The sequence below is a fragment of the Metabacillus idriensis genome (assembly GCF_050483325.1).
GTDB lineage: Bacteria > Bacillota > Bacilli > Bacillales > Bacillaceae > Bacillus_P > Bacillus_P idriensis_A.
The window spans coordinates 159345-185912 of record NZ_JBCMYF010000035.1 but is presented as its reverse complement, the minus strand read 5'-3'; the positions used below and the strand labels follow the sequence as shown (position 1 = coordinate 185912).

Sequence of the window (26568 nt, the reverse complement as noted above, 5' to 3'; positions counted from 1 at the left end):
TTGTTTGCCATACAATTAATAGATTGTTTGGCTTTTTTTGTGCGTGTTATGATGAATTAAATCCAGCTTGCATTTTTAAAAAATAATAATAGGATTCTAGAAAGGCAGGGCAGATGATGCTGCAGAAAGAAAGTGTAAAAGCGTTAGACGTCCAAACAGCTTCATTGCAAAGCTGCATTCATTCTTTAGAAAAACAGCAATCGTTATACAAGCGAACATTATTCGTTGTCAGTATTTCACAAATCTTTGGAGGTGCAGGATTAGCAGCAGGAGTTACTGTAGGGGCACTCCTTGCACAGCAAATGCTCGGTACTGATGCATTTGCTGGACTTCCTTCCGCGTTACTGACTTTAGGGTCAGCTGGAGCAGCTTTATTTGTCGGGAGACTTTCTCAAGCGTTTGGACGCCGGACAGGTCTGACAGCGGGTTTTATGATTGGCGGGCTTGGAGCAATAGGGGTCTTAATTGCAGCAATCACAAATAGTATATTCCTTTTATTTACTTCTCTGCTTATTTATGGTGCAGGATCAGCAACAAATTTACAGGCTCGTTATGCAGGTACGGATTTGGCAAATCGTAAACAGCGGGCGACTGCTATTAGTCTGACAATGGTTTTTACAACATTTGGTGCAGTTGCAGGTCCGAATTTAGTCAATATAATGGGCAATTTCGCGGTTTCTATTAATGTTCCATCTCTTGCTGGACCTTTTATTTTAGCAGCAGCTGCCTATATCCTGGCAGGTGTTGTCCTTTTCATCATGCTTCGTCCAGATCCATTAATTATAGCAAGAGCAATAGAAGCGACCAACCAAGAACATAGTGATAAAGGACATTTGGCAGCAACTGAAAATACAGAAAACAAAAGAGGCATAATTGTTGGTGCAACGATCATGGTGCTGACTCAAATTGTCATGGTAGCGATTATGACCATGACACCTGTTCATATGATGCATCATGGACATAGCTTGGGTGCAGTAGGTCTTGTTATTGGGTTTCATATAGGTGCCATGTATCTCCCTTCACTGGTTACAGGTGTCCTTGTTGATAAGCTTGGGCGTACTGCGATGGCTATTGCTTCTGGAGCGACGCTGCTTCTGGCAGGTTTACTTTCTGCATTCGCCCCAGGAGATTCTATGGTTCTTCTAGTTGTTGCTCTTTCTTTACTTGGATTAGGATGGAACTTTGGTTTGATAAGCGGGACTGCACTGATTGTTGATTCAACGAAAACTTCCACAAGAGCTAAGACTCAAGGTACAGTGGATGTTTTGATTGCGTTGTCAGGGGCTGCTGGCGGAGCGATGTCCGGAATGATTGTGGCAGGTTCAAGTTATCTGACATTATCATTTATTGGAGGGATTTTATCTTTATTGCTCATTCCAGTGGTGATATGGTCTCGTGGAAGTGAAAAATAAATCAGATTGTATTACGAAGAAGTATTTACTGGAAAATATTGACGGAATGGATAGTTACAAGCAAAAAAGGAACTCCTTAAAAATCTGGGGTTCCTTTTTATATATACGCACTTGAAATGTAATAGAATTAGCAGTATAAATTAACGCAAACAGCTGAATGGCAGATGCTTGCTGAATCTTATGCTGATTCATAAGCTGTATATCAATAGTTCTACCTATCCTTTAAGACCGATGCTGCTCATATTTATCAAATTTCGTAAGTGCCTGAAGCGCTATATATTCCTCTCCAGATAGAGGACGGGCATTAGCAGCACGGCAATTAGCCTGGACTTGTTCGATTTTGCTTGCTCCAGGAATAATAGCCCCGACAGCAGCCTGCTTCAGGCAGTATTGAACGGCTGTTTCTGTCATTGATAGATCAGTTTCTGCTTCGATGGACGGAAGCAGCTGATGCAATTCATCGAAGCTATAGGATAAATAGCCTTTCTCAGAGAGCTTGGACTCCCAATTGTCTGTTAGAAGGCCCTTTGCCATAGGACCTCTTCCAATCACGCTGACATTATGATCCTTAAGAAGAGAAAACCATTCCTCAGGACGTCTGTCGAGCAGACTGTATTGCATCATAACGGAGACGATCGATGATTTTTCCAAGTACTGCTTAATGACATTTGGACGAATCGAAGAGATTCCGTAATAGCGGATGACGCCTTCTTTTTTCAGGTCTTCAAACGCTTCAATCGTTTCGTCAATGTTATCTTCCATTGTGCCGCCATGCAGCTGATACAAATCGATGTAATCTGTCTTTAATCGTTTAAGGCTGTGTTTCACCGCTTCTTTTATATAGGCTTTAGATGGATCCCATGTCCAGCCGTCTTTGCTCTCGTTCCAGCGGTTTCCGGCCTTTGTTGCAAGAATAATATCTTTTCTGCGTTTTTTTAAGGCAGCTCCTGCAAACTCTTCATTTAAACCGAAATCATACAAATCCGCCGTATCAAAATAATTGATTCCTTCATATAGAGCTGCATCAATAATGGATTCAGCCTGTTCTTTATCTCTTCCAAGTGACATGCAGCCAAGTCCTAATTCACTGACCATTAAATCTGATGTGCCCAATTGTCTTTTTTTCATCATATCACTCCTGCCTATATGTCTTGCTTAGACATTAGTACATGAGAGATGAAAATGCAATTGTGACGCTTACTTATCTTTTGTCCACTGTTCAACCGTTTCATATTTCCGGCTGTATTCCTTCAGTTTTTCCCGGACTTCCCAAGCCTTGCCGACCAGCACGACGCCTTTGTCAAGAAGGTAGATCTTCATATGCGCTCGCCTCGTTTCATTGGTTAATTGGTGAGGAAGTGTTAAGTTGTTTCGCGCCAAACTTGTTTTTATCAATTCAAAGCTTAAAAAGTGGTGTCATTTTCCATAGTGTTGCCATTTTTTATGATTCAAAGCTTAAAAAGTGGCGTCATTCTTCATAGTGCTGTCACTTTTAATGGTTCAAAGCGTAAAAAATGCCGTCATTCCATAGTGAAGCTGAATCCGTTCTGCCCGAGTCTAAACAGTCGCTTCCGCTTTTCGTGGTGTCTAGCTCCACCTCCTAGCCCCTCGGCCAAAACGGCTCCGTCTGTAAAGGCAAAAAGCGCATTTTCAGCCTAATCCTTATTTGAACAGTCGGTTCCGCTTTTCGTATTGTCCAGCTCCATCGCCCAGCTCTTCGGCCAGAACAGATTCGTCAGTAAAGGCAAAAAGCGCCTTCACTGCCGAATCCTTATCTGTCTGTCAGAGCTAAACGGGCGCTTCCGCTTTTCTATGATAAAATGTATGTGAAAAGCAGAATTTGTAGAACGCGGAGGTATGAGCATGAATCATTTAAAAGAAACAACAAAATCATCTGAAAAATTATTTTCCGGGCGCATTATTGATTTGTACTTAGAAGAAGTAGAGCTTCCGAATGGAAAAACAAGTACAAGAGAAATTATTAAGCACCCGGGTGCGGTCGCTGTTATCGCGATAACTAAAGAGAACAAAATTGTCATGGTTCAGCAATACCGGAAAGCAATGGAGCGTGTCCTCGTTGAGATCCCTGCCGGCAAGCTCGAAAAAGGGGAACTTCCTGAGGTCACGGCTAAACGGGAATTAGAAGAAGAAACAGGGTATACAGCGGATTCTCTGCAGCACTTAATCTCGTTTTATACGTCACCGGGGTTTGCGGATGAACTTGTGCATTTATATTTTACGGAAGAATTGCAGATTTTAACCGAAAAGGCAGAGCTTGATGAAGATGAATTTGTGGATGTTCTGGAAGTGACACTAGAGGAAGCGCAGCAAATGATTGATAATCAGCGGATTTTTGATGCAAAAACAGCATACGCCGTTCAGTATTTGCAGCTGAAACTGGCTCTTCAAAAATAAGATGGAAACGTATTTTGCAGATTTACATATTCATATCGGACGGACACGATCAGGCAAACCTGTTAAGATTACTGCTTCAAATAAGCTTACGCTTGAAAATATTTTAATTGAAGCAAGCGAGCATAAAGGAATGGATATCATCGGAATTATTGACTGCCACGTACCTGAGATTTTGGATATGCTTGAACAGGGTGTGGATGAAGGGCTTTGGACAGAGCATGCTGATGGCGGGATTCAATTCAAACAGACCACGATGATTCTCGGCACTGAAATTGAAGTGTATGATTCTGCATGCAAAGGTCCATTGCATGTGCTTGTTTATATGCGTGATATTCAGCAGATGAAGCATTTCTCTGATTGGCTGTCGCTGAGGGTGAAAAACCGGACATCAAGTACGCAAAGAATGTATGAAGATGGACGAGTTCTTCAGGAAAAAGTATACGACCTTTGCGGCTTATTTATTCCGGCTCATATTTTCACGCCTCATAAAAGTCTGTACGGAAGCGGGGTATCTTCTTCCATTAAAGAAGTGCTGAACCCTGACTTGATTGATGCGGTTGAACTTGGCTTAAGCTCTGACACTGAAATGGCCTCAGAGCTGTCTGAGCTGAATCCATATCCTTTTCTGACAAACTCTGACGCACACTCTCTTGCAAAGATTGGAAGGGAGTATCAGAACCTTCAGCTGGAAGAACCATCCTTCGAAGAACTGAAAAAAGCTCTAAAAGGAATAGGAAACAGGGGGATTCTTTCCAATCATGGCTTAAATCCGCTTTTAGGAAAATATTATGGCACAACCTGCGGGAAATGCGGCACACAAAAAGAGTCAGTGGACACTGTTTGTCAAAGCTGCGGAAGCAAAAGATCGACTAAAGGGGTCAGCACCCGTTTGAAAGAGCTCTCAGACTCCAATGCCGAGAAACCGCACCGGCCGCCATATATCCATCAAGTGCCTTTGCAGTTTATCCCTGGAATCGGTCCAAAAACGCTTGGGAAATTGAAAACGGCGTTTGGAACTGAGATGGTCATTTTAAATGAAATCTCAAGAAAGGATCTTTTAATGGTCCTGCCGGCCAAAACAGCAGATTATATCATCGCAGCGAGGGAGGGGAAGCTTAGTACTGTTCCTGGCGGTGGAGGAGTGTACGGGAAAATCTCTCCTGAATAATGAAGGCACTTTAGTGTAAAGTGCCTTCAGAAAATTTAAGGTTGAAAGGTATTAACAAGCTTTTCTTCTATCGAATTTCAGCAAAGCTGTTTACCTTATAAGAAATTAAAAAATCTTCGAGAACACACACGTATCGCGCAATGACCTGCCGTCTGCGGAAACATCATCCTGTCTGAGGACTCCTTCTAAAATAAATCCTAATTTCTCAGGTATGCGGCGGCTTTTTTTATTCTCAGGATCACATCTGATTTCCACCCGTTTAGCTCCGAACTCTTCTGCTGCAAACATCGTCAAAGCTTCAACAGCTTCAAGCATATAGCCTTTTCCGCCATACTTCGTTCTGATCCAGTATCCAATCTCCACCTTGGGAACCTCCCAGTCTATTCGGTGAAAGCCCGTGCTTCCGATAAAGTGACCTTGCTCACGGTCAAATATAAGAAGCCTCAGATCCTCTCGCAAGATGAACTTCGCACACGCCTGTCTAATATTTGCTTCCGTTTCTTCGAGTAAAGGAGGTTTTTGAGCAAAAGGCATCCACGGTTTAAGCTCATTCAAAGATTCATGGACGGCGGCATTGACTTCTTTTCCATCGCCCGGACGCGGAGCCCGGATAGAGAGTCTTGCAGTAGTAATTTCAGCCGGAAAATCAAGTAATAATGGATTTTTCATAGCAAAACCGCCTTTCTGATTTTTTAGTATTATATTATACTTGGAAAAAAATGCAATGATAGAATGGCATAGTTTCTTCCTTTTTTCATACAATCTAGTAAGAGAACACTAGGAGGAAGGTATATGCGCAAACATCCATTAAAAGCAATGATTATTCAGCATATAAAAGAACGCTCATCGCTTTATCTATTTGTATTTGTCTTGTTTTTGATGGGGGTCATTTTCGGTGCAGTCATTGTCAACAGCATGAATTTTACTCAAAAAGAAGATTTGTATTTTTATTTAAGCCGGTTTTTCGGACAAGTATCTGAAGGGAAAGTGGCAAGCTCGGTCGAAATGCTGCAGCAGAGTTTCTTTCATAACCTGAAATATCTTGGTCTGATGTGGGTGCTTGGCATCTCAATTATCGGTTTGCCGGTCATTCTGATTATGTTATTCTTAAAAGGAATGGTCGTTGGCTTTACGGTGGGCTTTTTAGTGAATCAAATGGGATGGCAAGGCTTTATGCTTTCATTTGTATCGGTTTTGCCTCAGAATATAGTCTTAATACCGGCATTTATTATCATGGGGACAGTTGCTATCTCTTTCTCATTGAAAATTGTTAAGCAGCTGCTGATGAAGAAATCAAATTTAACAGAATCACCTTTCGCTCTTTTCACGAAATACGCGGCCATTTTTATGTTTATTTCAGCGCTGACGGTGATTGCCTCAACTCTTGAAGCATATGCGTCGCCGATCCTGATGAAGAATGTGATTGAACTTGTTTCTAAATAGAATGATTTTTACTTAATAATCATTTCATTTATCAGATTGTAATTATTTTAGTTGGACACATCCCTTTCTTTTGATATAATGAATGAGGAACGTGGCGAGGGAGGAATGTGTGTTATGGAAAGCAGAATTGAGCGTATTAAGAAGCAGTTGCATTCATCCAGCTACAAGCTGACTCCTCAGCGCGAAGCTACCGTAAGGGTTTTGCTTGAACGCGAAGAAGATCACTTGAGTGCTGAAGATGTTTACCTCCTCGTTAAGGAAAAGGCGCCAGAGATTGGTTTAGCAACTGTTTATCGAACGCTGGAACTACTTACAGAACTTAAAATTGTCGATAAAATAAATTTTGGAGATGGCGTATCACGCTATGATTTAAGAAAAGAAGGCGCAGCACACTTTCATCATCATCTTGTGTGCATCGAATGCGGTTCAGTCGCTGAAATTGAAGATGACCTCTTAGAAGATGTTGAACAGATTGTCGAACGCGACTTCAATTTTAAAATTAAAGATCATCGTCTGACGTTTCATGGCATATGCTATCGCTGTCAGGAAAAAAAAGAGAAAGAAGATGAACAATAAACCTTTCCGGTTAAACAGGAGAGGTTTTTTTGTGTTTTCAAGTATAAAGTTTGTCCTTTTTGGCATATGTTTTAAGATGAAACACCGGCCAAAGGAGGACTGCCGCTATGAGAGCAGCGAGAACACTATTTGATATGATTAAAGTATTTATCCTGTTTACTGGATTTACGATTCTTTTCTATTATGCTATCATTTGGATTAACTTAGAGTATGAAGAAATCCACCGATATGACCAGCCTGAGGGTGCAGCCCTGAAAGTCACGAAAATGGTGGCGGACGAAGAAGAGCACTGGCTGAATCGTCTGTTTTTCTTCTATTTAAACGGGGAGTAGAGGAGATTGAAAGATCAAATTCAGGATTTCATGCATTACCTGGTTGTGGAGAGAGGGCTTTCCCATAACACAATCATTTCGTATGAACGCGATTTAAAGAGCTATCATCAATTTCTTACTGCACAGGAGAAGCTTGCTTCATTTCAGGATGTCTCTCGATTATCCATCATTCATTTTTTAAAATCATTAAAGGAAGCGGGAAAATCAAGCAAGACAATTGCTCGACATACCGCATCCATCCGCAGCTTTCATCAATTTCTTCTAAGAGAAAAAGCAGTCGATCATGATCCGACTGTACATATCGAATCTCCTCAAGTTGAACGGACACTGCCTAAAGTACTTTCTCTTACAGAAGTTGAAAAACTGCTGGAAACTCCTAAATTGATATCGCCATTCGGCTACAGGGATAAAGCGATGCTTGAGCTTCTCTATGCAACAGGTATCCGGGTAAGTGAAATGATCAATCTGGATTTGAGCGATGTTCATCTGACAATGGGATTTATCCGCTGCTTCGGGAAGGGAAACAAAGAGCGCATCGTACCAATAGGCAGAACAGCATCAGAAGCGCTTGAATCCTATGTCGAACTGGGCAGACCGAAATTAGCTTCAAAGAAAATTCCAACGGAAGCCTTGTTTTTAAATCATCATGGAAACCGCATGACCAGACAGGGGTATTGGAAGAATCTTAAAAAAATTGCTTTGGAGGCAGGCATCAGCAAAGAGCTGACCCCTCATACGCTGCGGCATTCTTTTGCAACCCATCTGCTTGAAAATGGCGCAGACTTAAGGGCTGTTCAGGAAATGCTCGGCCATGCCGATATTTCTACAACACAAATCTATACTCATGTTTCAAAAACTAGATTAAAAGATGTATATAAACAATACCATCCGAGAGCCTGAAGTCATTTGCAGCACGTGCGATGGCTTTTTTTGTTCTGTTTGCAGGGAATATCTGCTGAGAAACAAATAAGAAACAAATAAGAAACATTTATCCTTCCGGATGTCTTCATGTTTTAAAAAACGTGTAAAAGGAAAACAGAACTATAGAAGAATATCAACATATCTATTGTCAGAAGACATGAAAACGGTTTATACTTTAGATGTCAGACTTCTGACCAATAAAAGCAGCTAATCATTCCTGAACAATTGGGAATGTTATACAAAGAGTGATCTCTGAACGATTAAAGGAGGATTTACATGTCTGATTATACATATAAAAGAATATTTCTGATTGTCATGGATTCAGTGGGAATCGGAGAAGCGCCTGATGCAGCTGATTTTGGCGACACTGGCTCACACACTCTCGGACATATTGCCGAACATATGAACGGCCTGCAAATGCCGCACATGGCAAAGCTTGGATTGAGTAATATCGAAGAAATCCAGGGCATACCGGTTCAGGAAAAACCTCAAGCTTTCTATACGAAAATGAAGGAAGCATCTAACGGCAAAGATACGATGACAGGCCACTGGGAAATCATGGGACTTCATATTGAAACACCATTTAAAGTATTCCCTGATGGATTCCCTGATGAATTGATCGGGGCTCTTGAAGAAAAAACAGGCCGGAAAATCATCGGCAACAAACCTGCTTCAGGAACTGAAATCTTAGATGAACTTGGCGAAGAACACATGAAAACAGGAGCTCTGATTGTTTATACGTCTGCAGATTCCGTCTTGCAAATTGCCGCTCATGAAGACATTGTTCCAATTGAAGAGCAGCTGAAAATCTGTGAAATGGCCCGCGAAATGACACTTGATGAAAAGTATATGGTAGGCCGCGTGATTGCTCGTCCGTTTGTAGGCAATCCGGGGAACTTCCAAAGAACGCCTAACCGTCATGATTATGCCTTGAAGCCGTTTGAGAGAACGGTCATGAATGAGCTGAAGGACGGAGGTCTCGATGTCATTGCAATCGGTAAAATCTCTGATATTTATGATGGAGAAGGAATTACGGATGCGCTTCGCACGAAATCAAATATGGATGGCATGGACAAGATTGCTGAAACAGCTGACCGCGATTTCACGGGTCTTAGTTTTGTCAATCTTGTAGACTTCGACGCACTGTTCGGACACAGACGTGATCCTGAAGGCTATGGTCTGGCACTTCAAGAGTATGATGCGCGTCTGCCTGAACTGCTCTCTAAATTAACTGAAGATGATCTGTTAATTATTACAGCTGACCACGGCAATGATCCGGTTCATCACGGGACAGACCACACGCGTGAATACGTCCCGCTGCTCGCTTACAGCCCAAGATTCATTAGCGGTTCTGCGCTTCCGGTCCGTGATACGTTTGCAGATATTGGAGCTACGATTGCTGACAACTTTAAAGTGAGCATGCCAAAACACGGAAAAAGTTTCTTAATGGAATTAAAGAAATAAGGGGGAGCGGTAAATGAATATTCAGGAAATCAAACAATCTGCACAATATATGAAAGAAACAGTAAAAGATCTGCCTGAGATTGGGCTGATTTTAGGATCTGGCCTTGGAGTACTTGCTGATGAGATCGAAAATGCGGTGAAAATTCCATATGAGGAAATCCCGAATTTCCCGGTTTCAACTGTGGAAGGCCACGCAGGACAGCTTGTGTTCGGCACATTAAAAGGAGCTAACGTTGTTGCCATGCAGGGACGTTTCCATTTTTACGAAGGGTACGACATGAAAAAAGTGACGTTCCCTGTGCGTGTGCTGAAGGAAATGGGTGTAAAAACGATCATTGTTACAAATGCTGCCGGCGGAGTAAATGAGTCGTTTGAACCTGGTGATTTAATGATTATTTCAGATCATATTAATAATATGGGGACCAGCCCATTAATCGGACCTAATGATTCTGATTTAGGCGTCCGTTTCCCTGATATGTCTCAGGCATACAGCAGAGAGCTCAGAGCGCTTGCTAAAAATGCGGCTTCCGGGCTTGGCATCAAAGTTCAAGAAGGTGTCTATGTAGGAAACACAGGGCCTGCCTATGAAACGCCTGCAGAGGTGCGTCTTGCACGGGTGCTTGGAGGAGATGCTGTCGGCATGTCCACAGTTCCTGAAGTAATCGTAGCCAATCATGCAGGGATGAAAGTGCTTGGGATTTCATGCATCTCAAATATGGCAGCAGGTATTTTAGATCAGCCATTATCACATGATGAAGTCATGGAAACAACTGAAAAAGTAAAAGCTAATTTCTTGAATCTAGTGAAGAAAATCGTTTCAGATATACACGAATTAAACTGACAAAGGGTGGATAAATAATGAGAATCGTTGACTTAATTGAAAAAAAACGTGACGGCAAGGAACTCACGAAAGAAGAAATCAGCTTTATCATCAAAGGCTATACAAATGGGGATATTCCGGATTATCAAATGAGTGCTTTAACAATGGCCATTTATTTTAAAGGAATGACAAAGGAAGAGCGCGCTCAATTGACGATGGAGATGGTTCATTCCGGCGATACGATTGATCTGAGCAAAATCGAAGGCATTAAAGTTGATAAGCACAGCACAGGCGGCGTAGGCGATACAACGACTCTTGTGCTTGGACCTCTTGTTGCTGCAGTCGGGGTTCCGGTTGCTAAGATGTCTGGACGCGGTCTTGGCCATACTGGAGGCACGATCGATAAGCTTGAAGCTGTACCTGGCTTCCACGTTGAAATCGAAAACGATGAATTTATCAAATTGGTCAATCAGAATAAAATTGCTGTCATTGGCCAAAGCGGAAACCTGACTCCAGCGGATAAAAAGCTTTACGCTTTGCGTGATGTAACAGCTACAGTTGACAGCATTCCATTGATTGCAAGCTCAATTATGAGCAAAAAAATCGCTGCAGGTGCAGATGCGATCGTTCTTGATGTGAAAACAGGAGCCGGCGCATTTATGAAAGATCTTGATGATGCTAGAGAGCTTGCTCAAGCAATGGTTGAAATCGGAAATGCGGTAGGCCGCAAAACAATGGCTGTTATTTCTGACATGAGCCAGCCGCTTGGTTATGCAATCGGGAACGCATTAGAAATTAAAGAAGCGATTGATACATTAAAAGGCGAAGGACCTGAGGATCTTCATGAGCTTTGCTTAACGCTTGGAAGCTACATGGTATTCTTGGCTGAAAAAGCCTCTTCACTTGATGAAGCAAGAGCAATGCTTGAAGAAGTCATCCAAAATGGAAAAGCGCTCGAAACACTGAAAATTTTCTTGGAAGCTCAAGGCGGAGACGGTTCAGTTGTTGATGATCCAAGCAAAATGCCTCAGGCAAGCTACAAAATAGAACTTGAAGCAAAAGAAGACGGCTCTGTTTCTGAGATTGTTGCAGATTCTGTTGGAGTTGCAGCAATGTGGCTTGGTGCAGGACGAGCAACAAAAGAATCAGAAATTGATCTTGCTGTAGGCCTGATGCTGAATAAAAAAATCGGGGATGCTGTTAAAAAAGGAGATTCACTTGTAACGATTTACAGCAATCAGCAAGATGTAGAACAAGTGAAAGCGAAGCTGTATGAAAGCATTAAAGTGACAGCTGACTCAGTAAAAGCGCCGCCGCTTGTTCACGATACAATTAAAGAGTAATTTACACATAAAAGCCGGGAGAAAATCCCGGCTTTTTGTATGCAATTTTTTCTCGTCCTCAAGTATATTTTTTCTTCAATTGGAAAAAATGGGGTGTATAAGAATGGAGGGTTTGGAGATGAAACGTCTACTATCTACCGTAGCGATTAGCACCATGATATTAACCATTGCATCACCGGCATTTGCAAAAGAAGGTTCAGTACAGCTTGCAGATCAGGCGAAATCAGCTGTTCTGATTGAACGTGACACCGGAAACATTCTATATGATAAAAACAGTGATGAAAAGCTTCCTCCAGCAAGTATGACGAAAATTATGACGATGCTGCTGATTATGGAAGAGATTGATAAAGGCCAGCTCAAAATGGATGAAAAAGTCCGTACGAGTGAACATGCTGCCTCTATGGGGGGTTCTCAAATATTCCTTGAGCCGGGAGAAGAAATGACCGTTCATGAAATGCTGAAAGGGATTGCGATTGCCTCAGGAAATGATGCATCAGTAGCCATGGCAGAGAGAATTGCAGGGTCTGAAGATGCATTTGTTGAAAAAATGAACAATCGGGCAAAAGAACTTGGGCTGAAGAACACATCCTTTCAAAACCCGACAGGTCTTCCTGAAAAAGATCATTACAGTACAGCACATGATATGGCCGTCATGGCAAAAGAGCTATTAAAATTTGATGGGATTACAAAATACACAGGTCAATATGAAGATTATTTGCGTCAGGATACAGACAAAAAATTCTGGCTGGTCAATACAAACCGCCTTGTGAAATTTTATAAAGGCGTGGATGGTGTAAAAACAGGATTTACGAATGAAGCAAAATATTGCTTAACAGCTACAGCCAAAAAAGGAAATATGCGTGTCATTGCTGTCATCATGGGTGCACCGACACCAAAAGACCGCAATGCGCAGGTGACAAAAATGCTTGATTACGCATTCAGCCAATATGAAACACATCCATTATTTAAACGCAATGAAGTGGTGGCAAATATGAAAATCAGCAAAGGAAACAGCAAAAAACTCAACCTTGTTACATCTGAGCCGATTTCTGTTTTGACGAAAAAAGGCGGAAGTGTCAAAGATGTTACTCAGGAAGTTGTCATGAAACAGAATTTAAAGGCACCTCTGAAAAAAGGGGATGAACTTGGAAAACTGATTCTGAAAAAAGACAATAAAGTTGTGGTGGAAAGTCCGCTTGTTGCTGAGGGGGACATTGAGCAGGCCGGCTGGTGGACACTCTTTAAACGAGTTCTTGGAGACTTCTCGAAATCAGGCTGACCGCATGAAGAAGCCTAGCTGATGTTGGCGAATCTACACTAGTTTTGTCATAGGGCAGGAAAAGCACATCAAAACCTCGAAACAGACATTATCCAGAAATTGAAGGAGGAGTATGGATGAGTCTAGCAGTAGAGCTTGATGTAAAGCAATCTGTCCTGTGCATTCGTCTGATCGGAGAATTGGATCATCATACGGCGGAGGAATTGCGGCAGAAAGTGACAGAAATACTTGCATCAGAAGACATTCAGCATATCGTTCTGAACTTGGAGCAATTGTCTTTTATGGACAGCTCCGGTTTAGGCGTAATTCTTGGAAGATATAAGCAAGTGAAGCAATTTGGCGGAGAAATGGTCGTTTGTGCAATTTCTCCTTCAGTGAAAAGATTGTTTGATATGTCAGGACTCTTTAAGATCATTCGTCTTGAACCATCGGAGGAAAAAGCGCTGATGACATTGGGGGTGGCCTCATGAAAAATGAAATGAACCTTCAATTTTCAGCGCTCAGCCAGAATGAATCCTTTGCCCGTGTGACGGTAGCAGCATTTATTGCTCAGCTTGATCCTACGCTTGATGAGTTAACTGAAATCAAGACAGTTGTCTCTGAAGCGGTGACAAATGCCATTATTCATGGCTATGATAATGATCCAAGCGGAATTGTTTACATCTCAGTAACACTTGAAGACAGTGTTGTCAGGCTGTCAATCAGAGATGAAGGCACGGGAATACCAGATGTAGAAGAAGCAAGGCAGCCGCTTTATACAACAAAGCCTGAACTTGAACGATCAGGTATGGGTTTTACAATTATGGAGAATTTCATGGATGAAGTGCAGATTGAATCATCAAAATCACGGGGTACAGCAGTAAAGCTTACAAAACACTTATCGAAAAGCAAAGCTTTAGTAAATTAAGGAGACTTGCTATGGATGTGGAGGTCAAGAACGATATCTCAAAAACACAGTTAAAGGACCATGAAGTGAAAGAGTTGATTAAGCGCAGCCAGCAGGGCGATCAAACAGCCAGAGATACCATTGTTGAGAAAAACATGCGTCTAGTGTGGTCTGTTGTTCAGAGGTTTTTAAATCGGGGCTATGAAGCGGATGACCTGTTTCAAATTGGCTGCATCGGCCTTTTGAAATCGGTTGATAAGTTTGATTTATCCTACGATGTAAAATTCTCAACCTATGCTGTACCGATGATTATTGGTGAAATTCAGCGCTTTATCAGAGATGACGGCACAGTAAAAGTGAGCCGTTCCCTGAAAGAATTAGGCAATAAAATCAGAAGGGCCAAAGATGATTTATCCAAATCATTGGGCAAGGTGCCGACTGTTTCTGAAATTGCAGCCTACCTTGAAATCACATCCGAAGAAGTCGTTCTTGCACAAGAAGCGGTACGCGCACCTTCCTCCATCCATGAAACCGTTTATGAAAATGACGGTGACCCAATCACACTCCTTGATCAAATCGCTGATTCAGGAGAGACGAAATGGTTTGATAAAATTGTCCTTAAAGATGCAATCAAAGAACTTGATGAACGTGAAAAGCTGATTGTTTATTTAAGGTATTACAAAGACCAGACACAATCAGAAGTTGCTGAGAGACTGGGCATATCACAAGTTCAAGTTTCGAGACTCGAGAAGAAAATTCTTCAGCAGATGAAAGACCGAATGGATCAATAATATGGAAAAGGCATGTCCGAAATGGATGTGTCTTTTTTGTTTTTAGAAAATAAATGCAGTATAAGCGGGCATACTTTTTTTAAGCATTGAATTCATGAAGCAGTCCGGCGAGTAAGAAGCCTTTTCCGAGAATCACTGCACCAACGAACCCTTTGGTAATTAATGGACCACCCGCAATCTGCATGATATAAATTCTTCCAATGCATACTACAGATACAATCCTATTTTCAGGAAGTGAAATGTGATGGAAAAAACGGTGTACATCAGACTGCGTCATCGCGTACAAGTCCATCCGGACGATTGTATAACCGTCTCTAAGATTGCTCAGATAGTTGCCGGAGAGCAGCTTCGCGGCATGATTGGAGAACTTGAGGTCCACAAAGTACAGCCCAGCGACAAAAACATTGTTGTGATTGATGTCATGCGCGTGCTGTCTGAAGTACATAAAACAGATCCTGATATAGATGTTCAGGCAGTTGGACCGGCACAGACGATTGTTGAAATTGTCTATCAAAAGAAGACGTATTCTCCTGTTTTATTCGCGCTCGTCTGGCTGCTGCTATTTGTGGGTGCAGCTCTCGCGATTATGAATTTTCACGAAGATGTCAGCATGCAGCTTGTGCATAAGCGTCTTTATACCATTATCACAGGTGAGACATCAGAACATCCTCTTCTCCTGCAGGTTCCATATTCAATTGGCCTCGGATTAGGGATGATTCTTTTCTTCAATCACCTTTTCAAGAAAAGAATTAATGAAGAGCCAAGTCCTCTTGAGGTAGAAATGTTCAACTATCAGCTTGATATGGATATGTACGTATCTATGAAAGAAAATAAAGAGAGCATGAAGAAAATTGATGACAATTAATATTCTGTTCACCATTTTCATCGGACTCTCGGGAGGTCTTGCAGTCGGCTCTGGCTTTGTAGCCTTTTTAACTGTGCTCGGCATCATACCGAGGTTAACGCAGCTGACAAAAACAGTTGATCTGATTCAAGCTTATGAATGGGCCATCGTAGCCGGTGCCATTACTGGGGGCTGGTTAAGTCTCAGAGACTCCAAGCTATATTTATCAGAGTATTTTCTGGTGCCGATTGGATTAATTAATGGAATTTTTATCGGAATGCTTGCAGCCGCGCTGACAGAAGTTTTAAATGTCTTTCCAATTATGGCTAAGCGGATTGGAATTGCTGATAAAATCGTGATTCTTTTGATGGCCATCGTTTTTGGCAAAGTAGCAGGCTCACTGTTTCACTGGCTTTATTTTGTTGACCAATAAGACATGAGAGGAGAAAGAAATGAGTACCTCAAAATTGAAAGACGATTATAAAAACAACATAAAAACCTATCAGCCTAAACCGCCTTATCTTTTGAACTGCATAAAGGCTTTCGTTGTTGGAGGCCTGATTTGCACCTTAGGGCAGGCTATCCAGAATATGTATATGACCTTTTTTGATTTTACTGAAAAAACAGCGGGGAACCCGACTGTAGCCACTTTAATTCTCATTTCAGCACTGCTGACTGGCTTTGGTATTTATGACCGCATCGGACAGTTTGCCGGTGCGGGGTCAGCTGTTCCTGTTACTGGATTTGCAAACTCCATGACAAGTGCGGCACTTGAGCACCGCAGTGAGGGATTAGTTCTCGGTGTGGCTACGAACATGTTTAAACTGGCAGGCTCAGTTATTGTTTTTGGGGTTGTTGCTGCGTACGTTGTTGGAATTATCCGGTATCTATATGGTTTGGCATTTTAACGAGGAGGTGTCTTTGCAATGAGGTTGACTGGAAAGCAGACATGGCAATTTGAGAATCAGATTTACGTGCAGGCTAGCGGTACTGCTGTCGGTCCGAAAGAAGCTGATGGGCCATTTGGGAAATTATATGACAAAACGTATGATAATCTTCACTGTGATCAGGATAATTGGGAGCTTGCGGAAAGGCGTTTAATGGAAGATGCGATTGAACATGCGTTGAAAAAAGGAAATTATACGAAAGAGGACATCGACTTTTTCCTTGCTGGAGATCTATTAAACCAAAACGTGACGGCAAATTATACAGCCAGACAAAATAAGATTCCTTTTCTATGTATGTTCGGTGCCTGTTCAACATCAATGGAAACGCTTGCTGTAAGCTCAGCGCTTGTAGACGGGGGATTTGCAAATCGCGTAATGGCAGCTACGAGCAGCCATAATGCAACAGCTGAAAGACAATTTCGTTATCCAACAGAATATGGCGGGCAAAAACCGGATACGGCACAATCCACCATTTCAGGCTCAGGGGCTGTCATCGTAAGCCGTGATCCGAGTGACATTATGATTACTTCGGCAACGATAGGAAGAGTGGCAGATCTTGGGATTACAGACCCATTTGATATGGGGTCCGCGATGGCGCCCGCAGCTGCCGATACGATCGCACAGCATTTTAAAGATTTGAACACGAAGCCTGAAGATTACGATTTGATTGTGACAGGAGATTTGGCATCTGTCGGAAGCCCGATTCTAAAGGACCTGCTGAAAGAAGAGGGCTACGACGTGTATGCAAATCATAATGACTGCGGATTGATGATTTACCGCCCTGATCAAAATGTTTTTGCAGGCGGAAGCGGATGCGGGTGTTCTGCAGTTGTCACTTACAGCCACATTTTTAATGAACTGAAAAGCGGAAACCTTAATCGTGTGATGGTTGTTGCAACAGGTGCACTGCTTAGTCCGACAATGATTCAGCAAAAAGAGTCGATACCGACTATAGCTCATGGCGTAGTGTTTGAACGTGTGAACAGGGGTGTGATCGGATAATGGAATACTTAATAGCTTTTGTAGTAGGGGGAGCAATATGCGTCATCGGCCAGCTGCTCCTAGACGTGGCAAAATTGACACCGGCTCATGTCATGAGTTCGTTTGTTGTAGCTGGTGCCATTCTTGACGGCTTTGGGATCTATGATAATTTTATTAAATTTGCCGGGGCAGGGGCAACTGTTCCCATTACAAGCTTCGGACATTCTTTGCTTCATGGTGCAATGCATCAGGCAGATGAACACGGCATTATTGGAATCGGAATCGGAATTTTTGAATTGACATCAGCGGGGATTTCTTCAGCAATTGTCTTTGCATTTTTTGTAGCAATTATTTTCAAGCCGAAAGGATAAGATCATCCAATGACAGAAACGAGAAGGGTCATATTAGTAACAGACGGGGATGTTTATGCAGCTAAAACCATTGCGTATGCTGCAAAGCAGATCGGCGGGCGGTGCATCTCTCAGTCAAAAGGCAATCCAACTTTTTTAACGGGGCCTGAGATTGTGAAGTTAATTTTGAAAACCCCTTACGACCCTGTTTTTGTCATGTTTGATGATTGCGGTTTATTAGAAGAGGGACCAGGTGAAAGAGCCATGCAGTACGTGGCGGAACATCCGCAGGTTGATGTGCTTGGTGTAATCGCAGTTGCAGCAAAAACGCACGGATCAGAGTGGACGAATATTGACGTTTCCATTGACCGTGACGGACTTGTCTCTGAGTACGGAGTGGATAAGAGCGGCATCCGTGAATTTGAAGTGGGAAAAATGACTGGAGATACGGTGTATTGCCTTGACAAACTGGATGTACCGATCATTGTCGGGATTGGGGACATCGGTAAAATGGCCCGTAAAGACAGTTTAGATCATGGGTCACCGATAACTATGAAGGCGGTAGAACTGATTCTTGAAAGGAGCGGCATGGCAGATGAGCGAAAACGTGAAACAAAAGACATCAATCTCTCCTAAGCTCGTTGTAAATGAGAATTATTTTAAAAATCATGTAGGGTTAAATCAGAGTTTTGACTTAGGTGTCCGAAAAATTACTGTAATGGGCATTGGCGTGAATTTATATTATGTCAATGGACTTTGCGATACCTCCTACATCATTCAGCTTTTAAAAGAAATAATTGAAATAAATGATTATGAACACGAGAAGATGAAAGTAAACGAAATCGTAGAAAACCGCTTAGTGAATCAGCAGGTTCAAAGGATCAAAACGATCGATGAAGCGGTTGATCAAGTACTCTCAGGCCTTGTTGTCTTTATGATTGAAGGGTGCGATTACGGGCTGGTTGTCGATGTAAGGAGCTATCCCGGCAGAAATCCTGAGGAACCGGATACTGAAAAAGTCGTAAGGGGATCAAGAGACGGATTTGTAGAGAATATCATTGTGAATACAGCGCTTATCCGAAGAAGAATCAGGGATGAACGCTTAAGGTATTCGATGATGAAGGTCGGTGAGCGTTCTAAAACGGATATCTGTCTTTGTTACATAGAAGATGTCGCTGACCCAAATTTGATAGAAGTAGTTAAAAAAGAACTTGAAACAATTAAAATTGATGGTCTGACTATGGCTGATAAAACGGTCGAAGAATTTTTGGTCAAGCAGGGGTATAATCCTTTTCCGCTTGTCAGATATACTGAGCGGGCGGATGTAGCAGCCAATCATTTATTAGAAGGCCATGTATTAATTATTGTGGATACATCGCCAAGTGTGATTATTACCCCGACAACCTTTTTCCATCATGTGCAGCATGCAGAAGAGTACCGCCAGGCGCCTGCTGTCGGAACGTTTTTAAGGTGGGTTCGCTTCCTTGGGATTATCGGTTCAATCCTAATCGTTCCTTTGTGGTTTATGTATGTGCTTCAGCCTTCTTTATTGCCGGAGAACATTGCCTATATCGGGCCTAATGAGCAAAAGAATATACCGATTGTCGTGCAAATATTCATGGCGGATCTGGGGATCGAATTTTTAAGGATGGCAGCCATCCATACACCAACCGCTCTTTCTGTTGCAATGGGATTAATTGCAGCGGCATTGATCGGACAAATTGCAATTGATGTGGGACTTTTTGTACCGGAAGTCATTTTATATGTGGCCATTGCTGCCATCGGCACGTTTGCCACCCCAAGCTATGAGCTCAGCATCGCCAATAAAATGATGCGGCTTGTCCTGCTGCTGTCAGTTGCTTTATTCAAGGCAGAAGGACTGGTCATTGGCGCAACCGCCATCTTTTTATTCCTGACGCACATCCGCTCTCTGAATACGCCATACCTATGGCCGTTCCTTCCATTTAATCCGAAGGCGTTCTGGCAGATTCTTATCCGCACATCTGTGCCTGGAGCGAAAATCAGGCCTAGTATTGTTCATCCCCAAAATGTGAGAAAACAGCCTCGCTGAGATTGAAAGTACATGGCTTTTGTGATATTGTAAGTTTAATTTACCTGAAGGAAACGAATAAAAGGACAGTTGTTAAAGCCACGTGTCAGCGACTGTCTTTTTGTCCTTTTTACCCGAGATGAAAGAGGGAATGTTAAATTGTTCTTACATGGAAGCAGTAAAGTTAACGAGCAGAATCATCTTGAAATCGGCGGAGTCGATGCGGCCGGACTGGCAGCGAAATATGGAACACCCTTGTACATCTATGATGTTGCGCTTATTCGCGACCGTGCGAGAAGCTTTAAAAATGCATTTGAAAAGCTTGGAGTAAAAGCGCAGGTCGCCTATGCAAGCAAAGCCTTTTCATCCGTTGCGATGTTTCAGCTGGTTGAAGAAGAGGGATTATCACTGGATGTTGTTTCAGGGGGAGAGCTTTATACGGCTGTTACAGCGGGATTCCCGGCTGATAGAATCCACTTTCATGGAAATAATAAAAGTAAAGAAGAATTAAAAATGGCGATCAAGCTGAAAATAGGCTGTATCGTTGTTGATAATTTTCACGAAATAGAGCTTCTGAAAGAACTTGCTGCACAAGAAAAGACAGTTGTGCCGATTCTGCTCAGGGTTACTCCTGGAGTAGAAGCGCATACGCATGACTATATAACTACTGGTCAAGAAGATTCTAAATTTGGGTTTGATCTGCAAAATGGTCAAGTAGAACGTGCGATGGAAACTGTACTTTCTTCATCTGCCTTCAATATGCTCGGGTACCATTGCCACATTGGATCACAAATCTTTGATGCAACCGGTTTCGTTCTTGCGGCAGAAAAAATCTTCACCAAAGTCAGCTTTTGGAGAGATACCTTCAGCTATGAACCTAAAGTAGTGAACTTGGGCGGCGGGTTTGGCATCCGCTATACAGATGAGGATGAACCGCTTCCGGCTACTTATTATGTTGAAAAAATCGTTGAAAGCATAAAAGGTCTTGTGGCTGAAAGCGGCATTGCGATGCCGGAAATCTGGATTGAACCGGGCCGTTCACTTGTTGGCGATGCCGGAACAACCATCTATTCCATCGGGTCTGAAAAAGAAGTGCCGAATATCCGCAAGTATGTATCAGTTGACGGCGGAATGAGCGATAACATTCGCCCTGCCCTCTATCAGGCAAAATATGAAGCGGCGCTTGCAAACCGCATGAATGATAAAAATGATGAGTCTGTTTCAATCGCAGGAAAATGCTGCGAAAGCGGAGATATGCTGATTTGGGATCTGCCTCTTCCAAAAGCAAACCCCGACGATCTGCTGGCAGTATTCTGTACTGGAGCATACGGATACTCCATGGCGAACAATTATAACCGCATTCCGCGTCCGCCGGTTGTTTTTGCTGAAAACGGGGATGAACAGCTTGTGATAAAAAGAGAAACATATCAGGATTTAGTTGCGCTTGATCTCCCATTAAAATCAAAAGTGACGCAAAGGTAAGATAAAAAAAAGACGAGCCCGCGGGCTCGTCTTTTTTACGGGTTATGCATTATCTTTATTGCTGAAAATAGAGATGATCGCATTCCACAGGGCAATGAAAAACTCCTTCAGCTGGTCAAGGAAGTTTTGTCCTTCCTCTGAATCTATAAAATTAGAAATCTTATCTTTTGCTTTATCAAGCTGCTGTCCGACTTGATCCCAGTCAACGTTGACTTCTTTCATTTTGTTAAACAATTCAACAAGACTGTTAATTTCTTCTTCTGACAGAGTGATGCCAAGGTCGCTTGCCGCTTTTTCAATTAATTCGCGGAATTCCGCATCTGTTTTTGGCACGCCATTACTTGCGATATCTTCTTTGATTTTCGCCATAAGCGCACTCGCATTTTCTTCGCCGACTTTATCTCCAAGCTCTGCTGTTTTGACAAGCTCTTCATTTGCCACCTGCTTAACTTCTTCTGGAATGGCTTCATCAGAAGTAACTTCGTATGCTTTTAATAATCCGGTCAGTGCCGCTGTTCCCGAAACTTCAAAAGGAGCCGTAACCTGAATCGTAGCATCCTTCACACCAGCTGTCATCAGGGCATTCAAGTACATTTCGTCTGTTACCCAATTAATATTTTTTGTATCTACTTCAAGACCTGACCCGCTTTTTTCGATTGTAATGGCTGATGATGAAATCGCCTTTGTTCCAATCTGGGCTTTAGGAATGTAGTTTCCTAAATATTTATGTTCCTCTTCATTCGTCACTTCAATAACCTGTGAATTGTCATCAGCGCCCATCTCGCTAAGCATAGACTGCTTCTGTTCTTCTGTTAAGTTCTTTCCGAGTGTGATAATTTTATCACCGGCAGCTGCATCTGCAAGCCCGATTGTCGGGAAAGCAAATAATGCAAATGCCATAATCGAAACCAATATCTTTTTCAAAAAAAGACCTCCTTAGTTCATGACAGCAACCTTCATTATAGTATTTTTTCCTGATTGGCGACAGAGTTTTTTGGCTGTTGCCTCTTCTTGGTGCGGCGGCAGACGATCTCCTTGGCTTTCTTGAACGTATTATAGTAGAATAAATAACGTTCAGTCTATTAGACGAAAAAAAGAAGCAGGAGGTTTCATACATATGAAAAAAGGTCAAATTACAATGGAAAATGGCGATCAATTAGTGATCGAATTTTATCCTGAGGCAGCGCCAAAAACAGTTGAAAACTTTGAGAAGCTTGCAAACGAAGGCTTCTACAACGGAGTAAACTTCCACCGTGTTATTCCGGGCTTTGTTGCACAAGGCGGAGATCCGACGGGAACAGGCGCTGGCGGCCCTGGCTACTCTATTAAATGTGAAACAGCAGGAAACCCTCACAAGCACGTAGCAGGAGCATTATCAATGGCTCATGCAGGAAAAGACACAGGCGGCAGCCAGTTCTTCATCGTTCACGAGCCGCAGCCTCATTTAAATGGCGTTCACACTGTTTTCGGCCAAGTGGTTGAAGGCCTGGACAACATTTATAAAATCAAGCAAGGCGATGTTATGAAAGAAGTTAAAGTCTGGGAAGAATAAGAATGGTTTAAAGCTGTCCTTTGCGGGGCGGCTTTTTTATATGCATTATTATGGCAGTTTCCTTCAGTACCATTAGCGGAGCCTGCGCTTTTTTATTCGCGGAAAATTCGGTTTTTAGGATTTGATGGAATTTACTTCTTGTTATACGCTGAAAAAAAGGAGGTAATAACAAGTGAAAGATCTTTGCGAGTTAAAAGAGCTGCTGATGTACCGGAGGCTGAATAGCCGAATGGATTTGAATGCAATAGAAACAAGCCATTATCTTAACCTTGAAAAAGGATTTGAAGGAGAAAAGCAGTTTGAGACCTGGCTCAAGCAAAACCGGGGAAACGGAATCATCCTGAGTGATCTGCTCCTGCAGACAAACCTCACAACTTACCAGATCGATTCCTTGTACCTTACGCCTCAAAAACTTTACTTATTTGAAGTGAAGAACTTTGAAGGCGACTATCACCTGGATCAGGAAAAGTGGCTCACTTCAGTAAAAAAAGAAGTCAAAAATCCCTTGCTGCAGCTGAAGAGAAACGATACGCTTTTTAGAATCTTGCTGCAGGAACACCTTTTCCAGTTTCCAGTGGAAGCCATCCTGGTTTTTATCAATCCTGGGTTTCACCTCTATCAAGCATCGTCCTCACACCCTATCATTTTTCATTCTCAATTGAACAGATTTGCAAAAACATTAAAAAAGAATAATGAAGGTACCATGAAAGGAATTCACTCGAAGCTTGCGGAGAAGCTTTTGGCACTTCACCTGGAGAAATCTCCTTTTGAGCGCCTGCCGGAGTATGAGTATGATTTAGTCGGGAAGGGGGTTGTTTACAGGTCTTGTCATTCTCGTTATTCCTCTTTAAAGCGGTCATATTTTACATGTGACAAATGTCAACTGAGAGAAGCGTATTTACCCGCCGTCCTCCGCAACATTGAAGAATTCAGATTGTTGTTTCCAGATAGAAAGATGACAACCGACCAAATTCATGATTGGTGTGAAATAATCCAATCTAAAAAGACAATACGTAAAATTCTGAATGAACATTATGATAGGGTTGGATACGGTAAATTCTCGCATTATGTATCTAAACAGGTGTGAGTAAAGATAATTGGAATTAAAAATCAAAATGTACCCCTATAAAAGAGAGGGCTAGGGATACAGGGTACCAAGAAGCAAAAATGCATCCCTATAAATGGGGGGACAAGGAATAGAGGGTACCAAAAAGCAAAAATGCATCCCTATAAAAGGGAAGGCCAGGGATATAGGCTGCCAAGAAGCGAAAATGCATCCCTATAAATGGGGGGGACAAGGAATAGAGGGTACCAAAAGCAAAAATGCATCCTCTCTAAAATCAGCTGCTATCCAAAATGAAATAATAAAATGGTCATTCCCGCCAATCTCCCATCACATAACGTAGAGATTAAATCATTGCATTCTTTCAGATATCCCGATAAGATAGGATAAAGGAAAATTTAATATTCATTGAATTCCTTCGGGGCAGGGTGAAATTCCCAACCGGCGGTGATAAAGCAAAAGCTTTTAAGTCCGTGACCCGGCTGCATTTATTGCGGACGGTGGATCTAGTGAAAATCTGGAGCCGACAGTACAGTCTGGATGGGAGAAGGAACACAATGTGAACGCGCGGGTATTATTTTTCTGAAAAAACAGATGAATAGTACTCTTGTTTGGCATGCATATGTGACTGAAATCCCTTACAAAGCCCCAGGTAGTTATTACCTTGGGCTTTTTTATTTTTATTCTAAGGGGGACAGTGCATTGAATGATCAGGATTATATGAAAGTGGCCCTTCAGCTCGCAGAACAAGGTTCCGGACAGACAAGTCCTAACCCTCTCGTTGGAGCTGTTGTAGTGAAAAATGGACAGATCATCGGAATGGGCGCCCATTTAAAAGCAGGCGAACCTCATGCTGAAGTTCATGCTCTAAGAATGGCAGGCTCACAAGCTGAGGACTCAACCGTCTATGTGACGCTTGAGCCTTGCAGTCATCACGGGAAAACACCTCCGTGTGCTGACCTGCTCATTTCTTCAAAGGTGAAAAGAGTGGTTGTTGCAGCGGAAGACCCGAATCCGCTAGTAGCAGGAAGAGGAATAAAGAAGCTTCAAGAGGCTGGAATTGAAGTGATTTCAGGCGTGTTAAATAACGAAGCAGAAGAGCTGAATAACGTTTTTTTCCATTACATTCAAACGAAACGTCCTTTTGTCACATTAAAATGGGCAGGCAGCCTTGATGGAAAAACGGCTACTGTCACAGGTGAAAGCAAGTGGATTACAGGTGACTCCGCAAGGAAAGATGTTCATAAATACCGGGAATTTCACGATGCGATTTTAGCTGGAGTGGAAACGGTGTTAAAAGATGATCCATCCCTGACTTGCCGGCTTGAAAACACGAAAAAGCAGCCAGTCAGAATTGTTTTGGATACGCACCTTAGAACTCCTGAAACCGCTGCTTTGGTCAACGATGGCCTTTCACCTGTATGGATTATTACCGGCAGTGAAGTTGCTTCTGAGAGAATAGAGTCTTTTCAAAAGAAAAACGCAGTTATCATCCAAATGAATACTCCGGCTATTGAGATTGAAAGTCTTCTTCACCTGCTGGGAGAAAGAAACATCACATCCCTCTTCGTAGAGGGCGGCGCCTCCATTCATGGCAGTTTTATAGAAAGCGGGCTCTTCAATCAAGTGGTGAGTTATACTGCCCCGATGCTCATCGGCGGAAAAGAGGCCCCTCCTGCAGTAGCCGGTGCAGGCTTCAGCCGTATAAATGAGGCGATTCGACTAAGAATAAAAGAAACTGAGGTACTCGGAGATGATCTTAAACTAGTCTGTGTAAAAAAAGAGGGGTGAAAAGGAAATGTTTACAGGAATCATTGAGGAAATAGGGACAATCGAGAGAATGCAGGGAACAGAGAGTGCGATTGAAATGACCATCCAAGCAGAGAAAATTTTAGATGATGTGAACCTCGGAGACAGTATTTCCGTTAATGGCGTTTGTTTAACAGTAACAGCCTACACTTCTGGATCGTTTACAGTGGATGTGATGCCCGAAACGGTCAAAGCAACTTCCTTGAATTCGCTCAAGACTGGTTCATCCGTCAATCTGGAGCGGGCGATGTCCGCGAAAGGACGATTCGGAGGCCACTTTGTAACAGGGCATGTGGACGGCACCGGAATCATCATCCGCAAAAAGCCTTCAGCCAATGCGGTCTACTATGAGATCAAGGTGAGTAAAGAAATAACGTCATCATTAGTCATGAAAGGTTCGATAGCCATTGACGGCATCAGCCTGACTATATTTGGTTTAGAGGATGAAAAAGTTACGGTATCAATTATTCCCCACACATTGTCTGAAACCGTTCTAGGCGGCAAAAAGGCAGGGGATACCGTAAATGTTGAATGCGATATGCTCGGAAAATATGTCAAAAAGTTTGTGATGCAGTCAGATTCAAAATCTTCGTCTTTAACACCGGACTTTCTAAAAGAAAATGGTTTTTATTAGAATGGG

At 42.4% G+C, this 26568-nt stretch carries 30 protein-coding genes and 1 riboswitch; of the genes, 26 read left to right on the top strand and 4 right to left on the bottom strand.

The features are described from left to right. Positions 1–113: 113 nt before the first annotated feature. Positions 114–1412, top strand: a complete 1299-nt coding sequence (locus tag ABEQ24_RS21320; RefSeq protein WP_430008655.1) for an MFS transporter — start codon at positions 114–116, stop codon at positions 1410–1412. Between the two features lie 222 nt (positions 1413–1634). On the opposite strand, the gene ABEQ24_RS21315 is transcribed toward ABEQ24_RS21320, so the two are convergent. Both ABEQ24_RS21315 and mciZ read right to left on the bottom strand, forming a co-directional pair. Further along, positions 1635–2540, bottom strand: coding sequence for an aldo/keto reductase (locus ABEQ24_RS21315; RefSeq protein WP_430008654.1), 906 nt, complete (start codon positions 2538–2540; stop codon positions 1635–1637). A 69-nt stretch (positions 2541–2609) separates the two neighbouring features. Next, the gene (mciZ, locus tag ABEQ24_RS21310) at positions 2610–2732 is read right to left on the bottom strand and encodes a Z-ring formation inhibitor MciZ (protein ID WP_070877628.1); all 123 of its coding nucleotides are present in this window, start codon (positions 2730–2732) and stop codon (positions 2610–2612) included. A gap of 543 nt (positions 2733–3275) precedes the next feature. Here mciZ and ABEQ24_RS21305 point away from each other — a divergent pair. Both ABEQ24_RS21305 and ABEQ24_RS21300 read left to right on the top strand, forming a co-directional pair. After that, positions 3276–3827 (top strand): NUDIX hydrolase, encoded by a 552-nt coding sequence (locus ABEQ24_RS21305; protein WP_430008653.1) that lies wholly within the window; start codon positions 3276–3278, stop codon positions 3825–3827. Position 3828: 1 nt separating this feature from the next. After that, positions 3829–4995, top strand: a complete 1167-nt coding sequence (locus tag ABEQ24_RS21300) for an endonuclease Q family protein (RefSeq protein WP_430008652.1) — start codon at positions 3829–3831, stop codon at positions 4993–4995. A 105-nt stretch (positions 4996–5100) separates the two neighbouring features. Here ABEQ24_RS21300 and ABEQ24_RS21295 read toward each other — a convergent pair whose 3' ends face one another. Then, positions 5101–5664 carry a GNAT family N-acetyltransferase gene (locus tag ABEQ24_RS21295; protein WP_430008651.1) on the bottom strand — a complete coding sequence of 188 codons (564 nt, stop codon included), beginning with the start codon at positions 5662–5664 and terminating at the stop codon, positions 5101–5103. A 123-nt stretch (positions 5665–5787) separates the two neighbouring features. On the opposite strand from ABEQ24_RS21295, the gene spoIIM reads away from it, so the two are divergent. The 19 genes from spoIIM (at position 5788) to lysA (ending at position 21504) form a co-directional block, all read left to right on the top strand. After that, positions 5788–6438, top strand: coding sequence for a stage II sporulation protein M (gene spoIIM / locus ABEQ24_RS21290; RefSeq protein WP_430008650.1), 651 nt, complete (start codon positions 5788–5790; stop codon positions 6436–6438). 114 nt (positions 6439–6552) lie between these two features. Next, entirely contained in the window at positions 6553–7014 is a 462-nt protein-coding gene (locus ABEQ24_RS21285) for a Fur family transcriptional regulator (RefSeq protein ID WP_070877622.1), read from the top strand. Positions 7015–7121: 107 nt separating this feature from the next. After that, positions 7122–7346, top strand: a complete 225-nt coding sequence (locus ABEQ24_RS21280; protein ID WP_070877621.1) for a YqzK family protein — start codon at positions 7122–7124, stop codon at positions 7344–7346. Positions 7347–7352: 6 nt separating this feature from the next. Beyond that, on the top strand, positions 7353–8246 hold the full coding sequence (xerD, locus tag ABEQ24_RS21275) for a site-specific tyrosine recombinase XerD (RefSeq protein WP_430008649.1): 894 nt from the start codon (positions 7353–7355) through the stop codon (positions 8244–8246). A 297-nt stretch (positions 8247–8543) separates the two neighbouring features. Next, a complete protein-coding gene (gene deoB, locus ABEQ24_RS21270) occupies positions 8544–9731 on the top strand; it encodes a phosphopentomutase (RefSeq protein WP_430008648.1) in 1188 nt (395 codons plus the stop codon). Between the two features lie 13 nt (positions 9732–9744). After that, positions 9745–10572, top strand: coding sequence for a purine-nucleoside phosphorylase (locus ABEQ24_RS21265; protein WP_430008647.1), 828 nt, complete (start codon positions 9745–9747; stop codon positions 10570–10572). A 17-nt stretch (positions 10573–10589) separates the two neighbouring features. Continuing rightward, positions 10590–11894 carry a pyrimidine-nucleoside phosphorylase gene (locus ABEQ24_RS21260; protein ID WP_430008646.1) on the top strand — a complete coding sequence of 435 codons (1305 nt, stop codon included), beginning with the start codon at positions 10590–10592 and terminating at the stop codon, positions 11892–11894. A gap of 118 nt (positions 11895–12012) precedes the next feature. Then, the gene (locus ABEQ24_RS21255; protein WP_430008645.1) at positions 12013–13173 is read left to right on the top strand and encodes a D-alanyl-D-alanine carboxypeptidase family protein; all 1161 of its coding nucleotides are present in this window, start codon (positions 12013–12015) and stop codon (positions 13171–13173) included. A 116-nt stretch (positions 13174–13289) separates the two neighbouring features. Further along, positions 13290–13643, top strand: a complete 354-nt coding sequence (spoIIAA, locus tag ABEQ24_RS21250) for an anti-sigma F factor antagonist (RefSeq protein ID WP_133310282.1) — start codon at positions 13290–13292, stop codon at positions 13641–13643. Continuing rightward, entirely contained in the window at positions 13640–14080 is a 441-nt protein-coding gene (gene spoIIAB, locus ABEQ24_RS21245; RefSeq protein ID WP_430008644.1) for an anti-sigma F factor, read from the top strand. Before spoIIAA ends, spoIIAB begins: the two co-directional genes overlap by 4 nt. Before the next feature lie 11 nt (positions 14081–14091). Further along, on the top strand, positions 14092–14850 hold the full coding sequence (sigF, locus tag ABEQ24_RS21240; RefSeq protein WP_070877612.1) for an RNA polymerase sporulation sigma factor SigF: 759 nt from the start codon (positions 14092–14094) through the stop codon (positions 14848–14850). A gap of 244 nt (positions 14851–15094) precedes the next feature. After that, complete coding sequence (locus tag ABEQ24_RS21235) at positions 15095–15715, top strand: stage V sporulation protein AA (protein ID WP_430008643.1); 621 nt, start codon at positions 15095–15097, stop codon at positions 15713–15715. Continuing rightward, entirely contained in the window at positions 15705–16127 is a 423-nt protein-coding gene (locus ABEQ24_RS21230) for a stage V sporulation protein AB (protein ID WP_430008642.1), read from the top strand. The genes ABEQ24_RS21235 and ABEQ24_RS21230 overlap by 11 nt, the downstream gene beginning before the upstream one ends. Before the next feature lie 19 nt (positions 16128–16146). Beyond that, positions 16147–16602 carry a stage V sporulation protein AC gene (spoVAC, locus tag ABEQ24_RS21225; RefSeq protein ID WP_430008641.1) on the top strand — a complete coding sequence of 152 codons (456 nt, stop codon included), beginning with the start codon at positions 16147–16149 and terminating at the stop codon, positions 16600–16602. An 18-nt stretch (positions 16603–16620) separates the two neighbouring features. Further along, positions 16621–17643 (top strand): stage V sporulation protein AD, encoded by a 1023-nt coding sequence (spoVAD, locus tag ABEQ24_RS21220; protein ID WP_430008640.1) that lies wholly within the window; start codon positions 16621–16623, stop codon positions 17641–17643. Next, the gene (spoVAE, locus tag ABEQ24_RS21215; RefSeq protein ID WP_430008639.1) at positions 17643–17993 is read left to right on the top strand and encodes a stage V sporulation protein AE; all 351 of its coding nucleotides are present in this window, start codon (positions 17643–17645) and stop codon (positions 17991–17993) included. Before spoVAD ends, spoVAE begins: the two co-directional genes overlap by 1 nt. Positions 17994–18002: 9 nt before the next feature. Then, on the top strand, positions 18003–18608 hold the full coding sequence (locus ABEQ24_RS21210; protein WP_430008638.1) for a stage V sporulation protein AE: 606 nt from the start codon (positions 18003–18005) through the stop codon (positions 18606–18608). Further along, positions 18568–20043 (top strand): spore germination protein, encoded by a 1476-nt coding sequence (locus ABEQ24_RS21205; protein ID WP_430008637.1) that lies wholly within the window; start codon positions 18568–18570, stop codon positions 20041–20043. The genes ABEQ24_RS21210 and ABEQ24_RS21205 overlap by 41 nt, the downstream gene beginning before the upstream one ends. 138 nt (positions 20044–20181) lie before the next feature. Next, entirely contained in the window at positions 20182–21504 is a 1323-nt protein-coding gene (lysA, locus tag ABEQ24_RS21200; RefSeq protein ID WP_430008636.1) for a diaminopimelate decarboxylase, read from the top strand. Between the two features lie 42 nt (positions 21505–21546). Here lysA and ABEQ24_RS21195 read toward each other — a convergent pair whose 3' ends face one another. Then, positions 21547–22428 (bottom strand): DUF1002 domain-containing protein, encoded by an 882-nt coding sequence (locus ABEQ24_RS21195; RefSeq protein WP_430008635.1) that lies wholly within the window; start codon positions 22426–22428, stop codon positions 21547–21549. Between the two features lie 193 nt (positions 22429–22621). Between ABEQ24_RS21195 and ABEQ24_RS21190 the strand changes: the two genes are divergently transcribed. The 4 genes from ABEQ24_RS21190 to ribE all read left to right on the top strand — a co-directional run bounded on the left by ABEQ24_RS21190 (position 22622) and on the right by ribE (position 26562). Next, a complete protein-coding gene (locus ABEQ24_RS21190) occupies positions 22622–23056 on the top strand; it encodes a peptidylprolyl isomerase (RefSeq protein WP_430008634.1) in 435 nt (144 codons plus the stop codon). A gap of 172 nt (positions 23057–23228) precedes the next feature. Beyond that, positions 23229–24143 carry a nuclease-related domain-containing protein gene (locus tag ABEQ24_RS21185; RefSeq protein WP_430008633.1) on the top strand — a complete coding sequence of 305 codons (915 nt, stop codon included), beginning with the start codon at positions 23229–23231 and terminating at the stop codon, positions 24141–24143. 386 nt (positions 24144–24529) lie between these two features. Next, positions 24530–24675, top strand: a riboswitch (FMN riboswitch). Positions 24676–24821: 146 nt separating this feature from the next. Further along, complete coding sequence (ribD, locus tag ABEQ24_RS21180; RefSeq protein WP_430008632.1) at positions 24822–25910, top strand: bifunctional diaminohydroxyphosphoribosylaminopyrimidine deaminase/5-amino-6-(5-phosphoribosylamino)uracil reductase RibD; 1089 nt, start codon at positions 24822–24824, stop codon at positions 25908–25910. A 7-nt stretch (positions 25911–25917) separates the two neighbouring features. Further along, entirely contained in the window at positions 25918–26562 is a 645-nt protein-coding gene (gene ribE, locus ABEQ24_RS21175; protein ID WP_430008631.1) for a riboflavin synthase, read from the top strand. Positions 26563–26568: the final 6 nt, after the last annotated feature.

What these genes read in the sequence shown, in the direction of transcription:
- ABEQ24_RS21320 (WP_430008655.1), top strand. Translation starts at nt 114, where the DNA reads ATGATGCTGCAGAAAGAAAGTGTAAAAGCGTTAGACGTCCAAACAGCT.
- ABEQ24_RS21315 (WP_430008654.1), bottom strand. Translation starts at nt 2,540, where the DNA reads ATGAAAAAAAGACAATTGGGCACATCAGATTTAATGGTCAGTGAATTA.
- mciZ (WP_070877628.1), bottom strand. Translation starts at nt 2,732, where the DNA reads ATGAAGATCTACCTTCTTGACAAAGGCGTCGTGCTGGTCGGCAAGGCT.
- ABEQ24_RS21305 (WP_430008653.1), top strand. Translation starts at nt 3,276, where the DNA reads ATGAATCATTTAAAAGAAACAACAAAATCATCTGAAAAATTATTTTCC.
- ABEQ24_RS21300 (WP_430008652.1), top strand. Translation starts at nt 3,829, where the DNA reads ATGGAAACGTATTTTGCAGATTTACATATTCATATCGGACGGACACGA.
- ABEQ24_RS21295 (WP_430008651.1), bottom strand. Translation starts at nt 5,664, where the DNA reads ATGAAAAATCCATTATTACTTGATTTTCCGGCTGAAATTACTACTGCA.
- spoIIM (WP_430008650.1), top strand. Translation starts at nt 5,788, where the DNA reads ATGCGCAAACATCCATTAAAAGCAATGATTATTCAGCATATAAAAGAA.
- ABEQ24_RS21285 (WP_070877622.1), top strand. Translation starts at nt 6,553, where the DNA reads ATGGAAAGCAGAATTGAGCGTATTAAGAAGCAGTTGCATTCATCCAGC.
- ABEQ24_RS21280 (WP_070877621.1), top strand. Translation starts at nt 7,122, where the DNA reads ATGAGAGCAGCGAGAACACTATTTGATATGATTAAAGTATTTATCCTG.
- deoB (WP_430008648.1), top strand. Translation starts at nt 8,544, where the DNA reads ATGTCTGATTATACATATAAAAGAATATTTCTGATTGTCATGGATTCA.
- ABEQ24_RS21265 (WP_430008647.1), top strand. Translation starts at nt 9,745, where the DNA reads ATGAATATTCAGGAAATCAAACAATCTGCACAATATATGAAAGAAACA.
- ABEQ24_RS21260 (WP_430008646.1), top strand. Translation starts at nt 10,590, where the DNA reads ATGAGAATCGTTGACTTAATTGAAAAAAAACGTGACGGCAAGGAACTC.
- ABEQ24_RS21255 (WP_430008645.1), top strand. Translation starts at nt 12,013, where the DNA reads ATGAAACGTCTACTATCTACCGTAGCGATTAGCACCATGATATTAACC.
- spoIIAA (WP_133310282.1), top strand. Translation starts at nt 13,290, where the DNA reads ATGAGTCTAGCAGTAGAGCTTGATGTAAAGCAATCTGTCCTGTGCATT.
- spoIIAB (WP_430008644.1), top strand. Translation starts at nt 13,640, where the DNA reads ATGAAAAATGAAATGAACCTTCAATTTTCAGCGCTCAGCCAGAATGAA.
- sigF (WP_070877612.1), top strand. Translation starts at nt 14,092, where the DNA reads ATGGATGTGGAGGTCAAGAACGATATCTCAAAAACACAGTTAAAGGAC.
- ABEQ24_RS21235 (WP_430008643.1), top strand. Translation starts at nt 15,095, where the DNA reads ATGGAAAAAACGGTGTACATCAGACTGCGTCATCGCGTACAAGTCCAT.
- ABEQ24_RS21230 (WP_430008642.1), top strand. Translation starts at nt 15,705, where the DNA reads ATGACAATTAATATTCTGTTCACCATTTTCATCGGACTCTCGGGAGGT.
- spoVAC (WP_430008641.1), top strand. Translation starts at nt 16,147, where the DNA reads ATGAGTACCTCAAAATTGAAAGACGATTATAAAAACAACATAAAAACC.
- spoVAD (WP_430008640.1), top strand. Translation starts at nt 16,621, where the DNA reads ATGAGGTTGACTGGAAAGCAGACATGGCAATTTGAGAATCAGATTTAC.
- spoVAE (WP_430008639.1), top strand. Translation starts at nt 17,643, where the DNA reads ATGGAATACTTAATAGCTTTTGTAGTAGGGGGAGCAATATGCGTCATC.
- ABEQ24_RS21210 (WP_430008638.1), top strand. Translation starts at nt 18,003, where the DNA reads ATGACAGAAACGAGAAGGGTCATATTAGTAACAGACGGGGATGTTTAT.
- ABEQ24_RS21205 (WP_430008637.1), top strand. Translation starts at nt 18,568, where the DNA reads ATGAGCGAAAACGTGAAACAAAAGACATCAATCTCTCCTAAGCTCGTT.
- ABEQ24_RS21190 (WP_430008634.1), top strand. Translation starts at nt 22,622, where the DNA reads ATGAAAAAAGGTCAAATTACAATGGAAAATGGCGATCAATTAGTGATC.
- ribE (WP_430008631.1), top strand. Translation starts at nt 25,918, where the DNA reads ATGTTTACAGGAATCATTGAGGAAATAGGGACAATCGAGAGAATGCAG.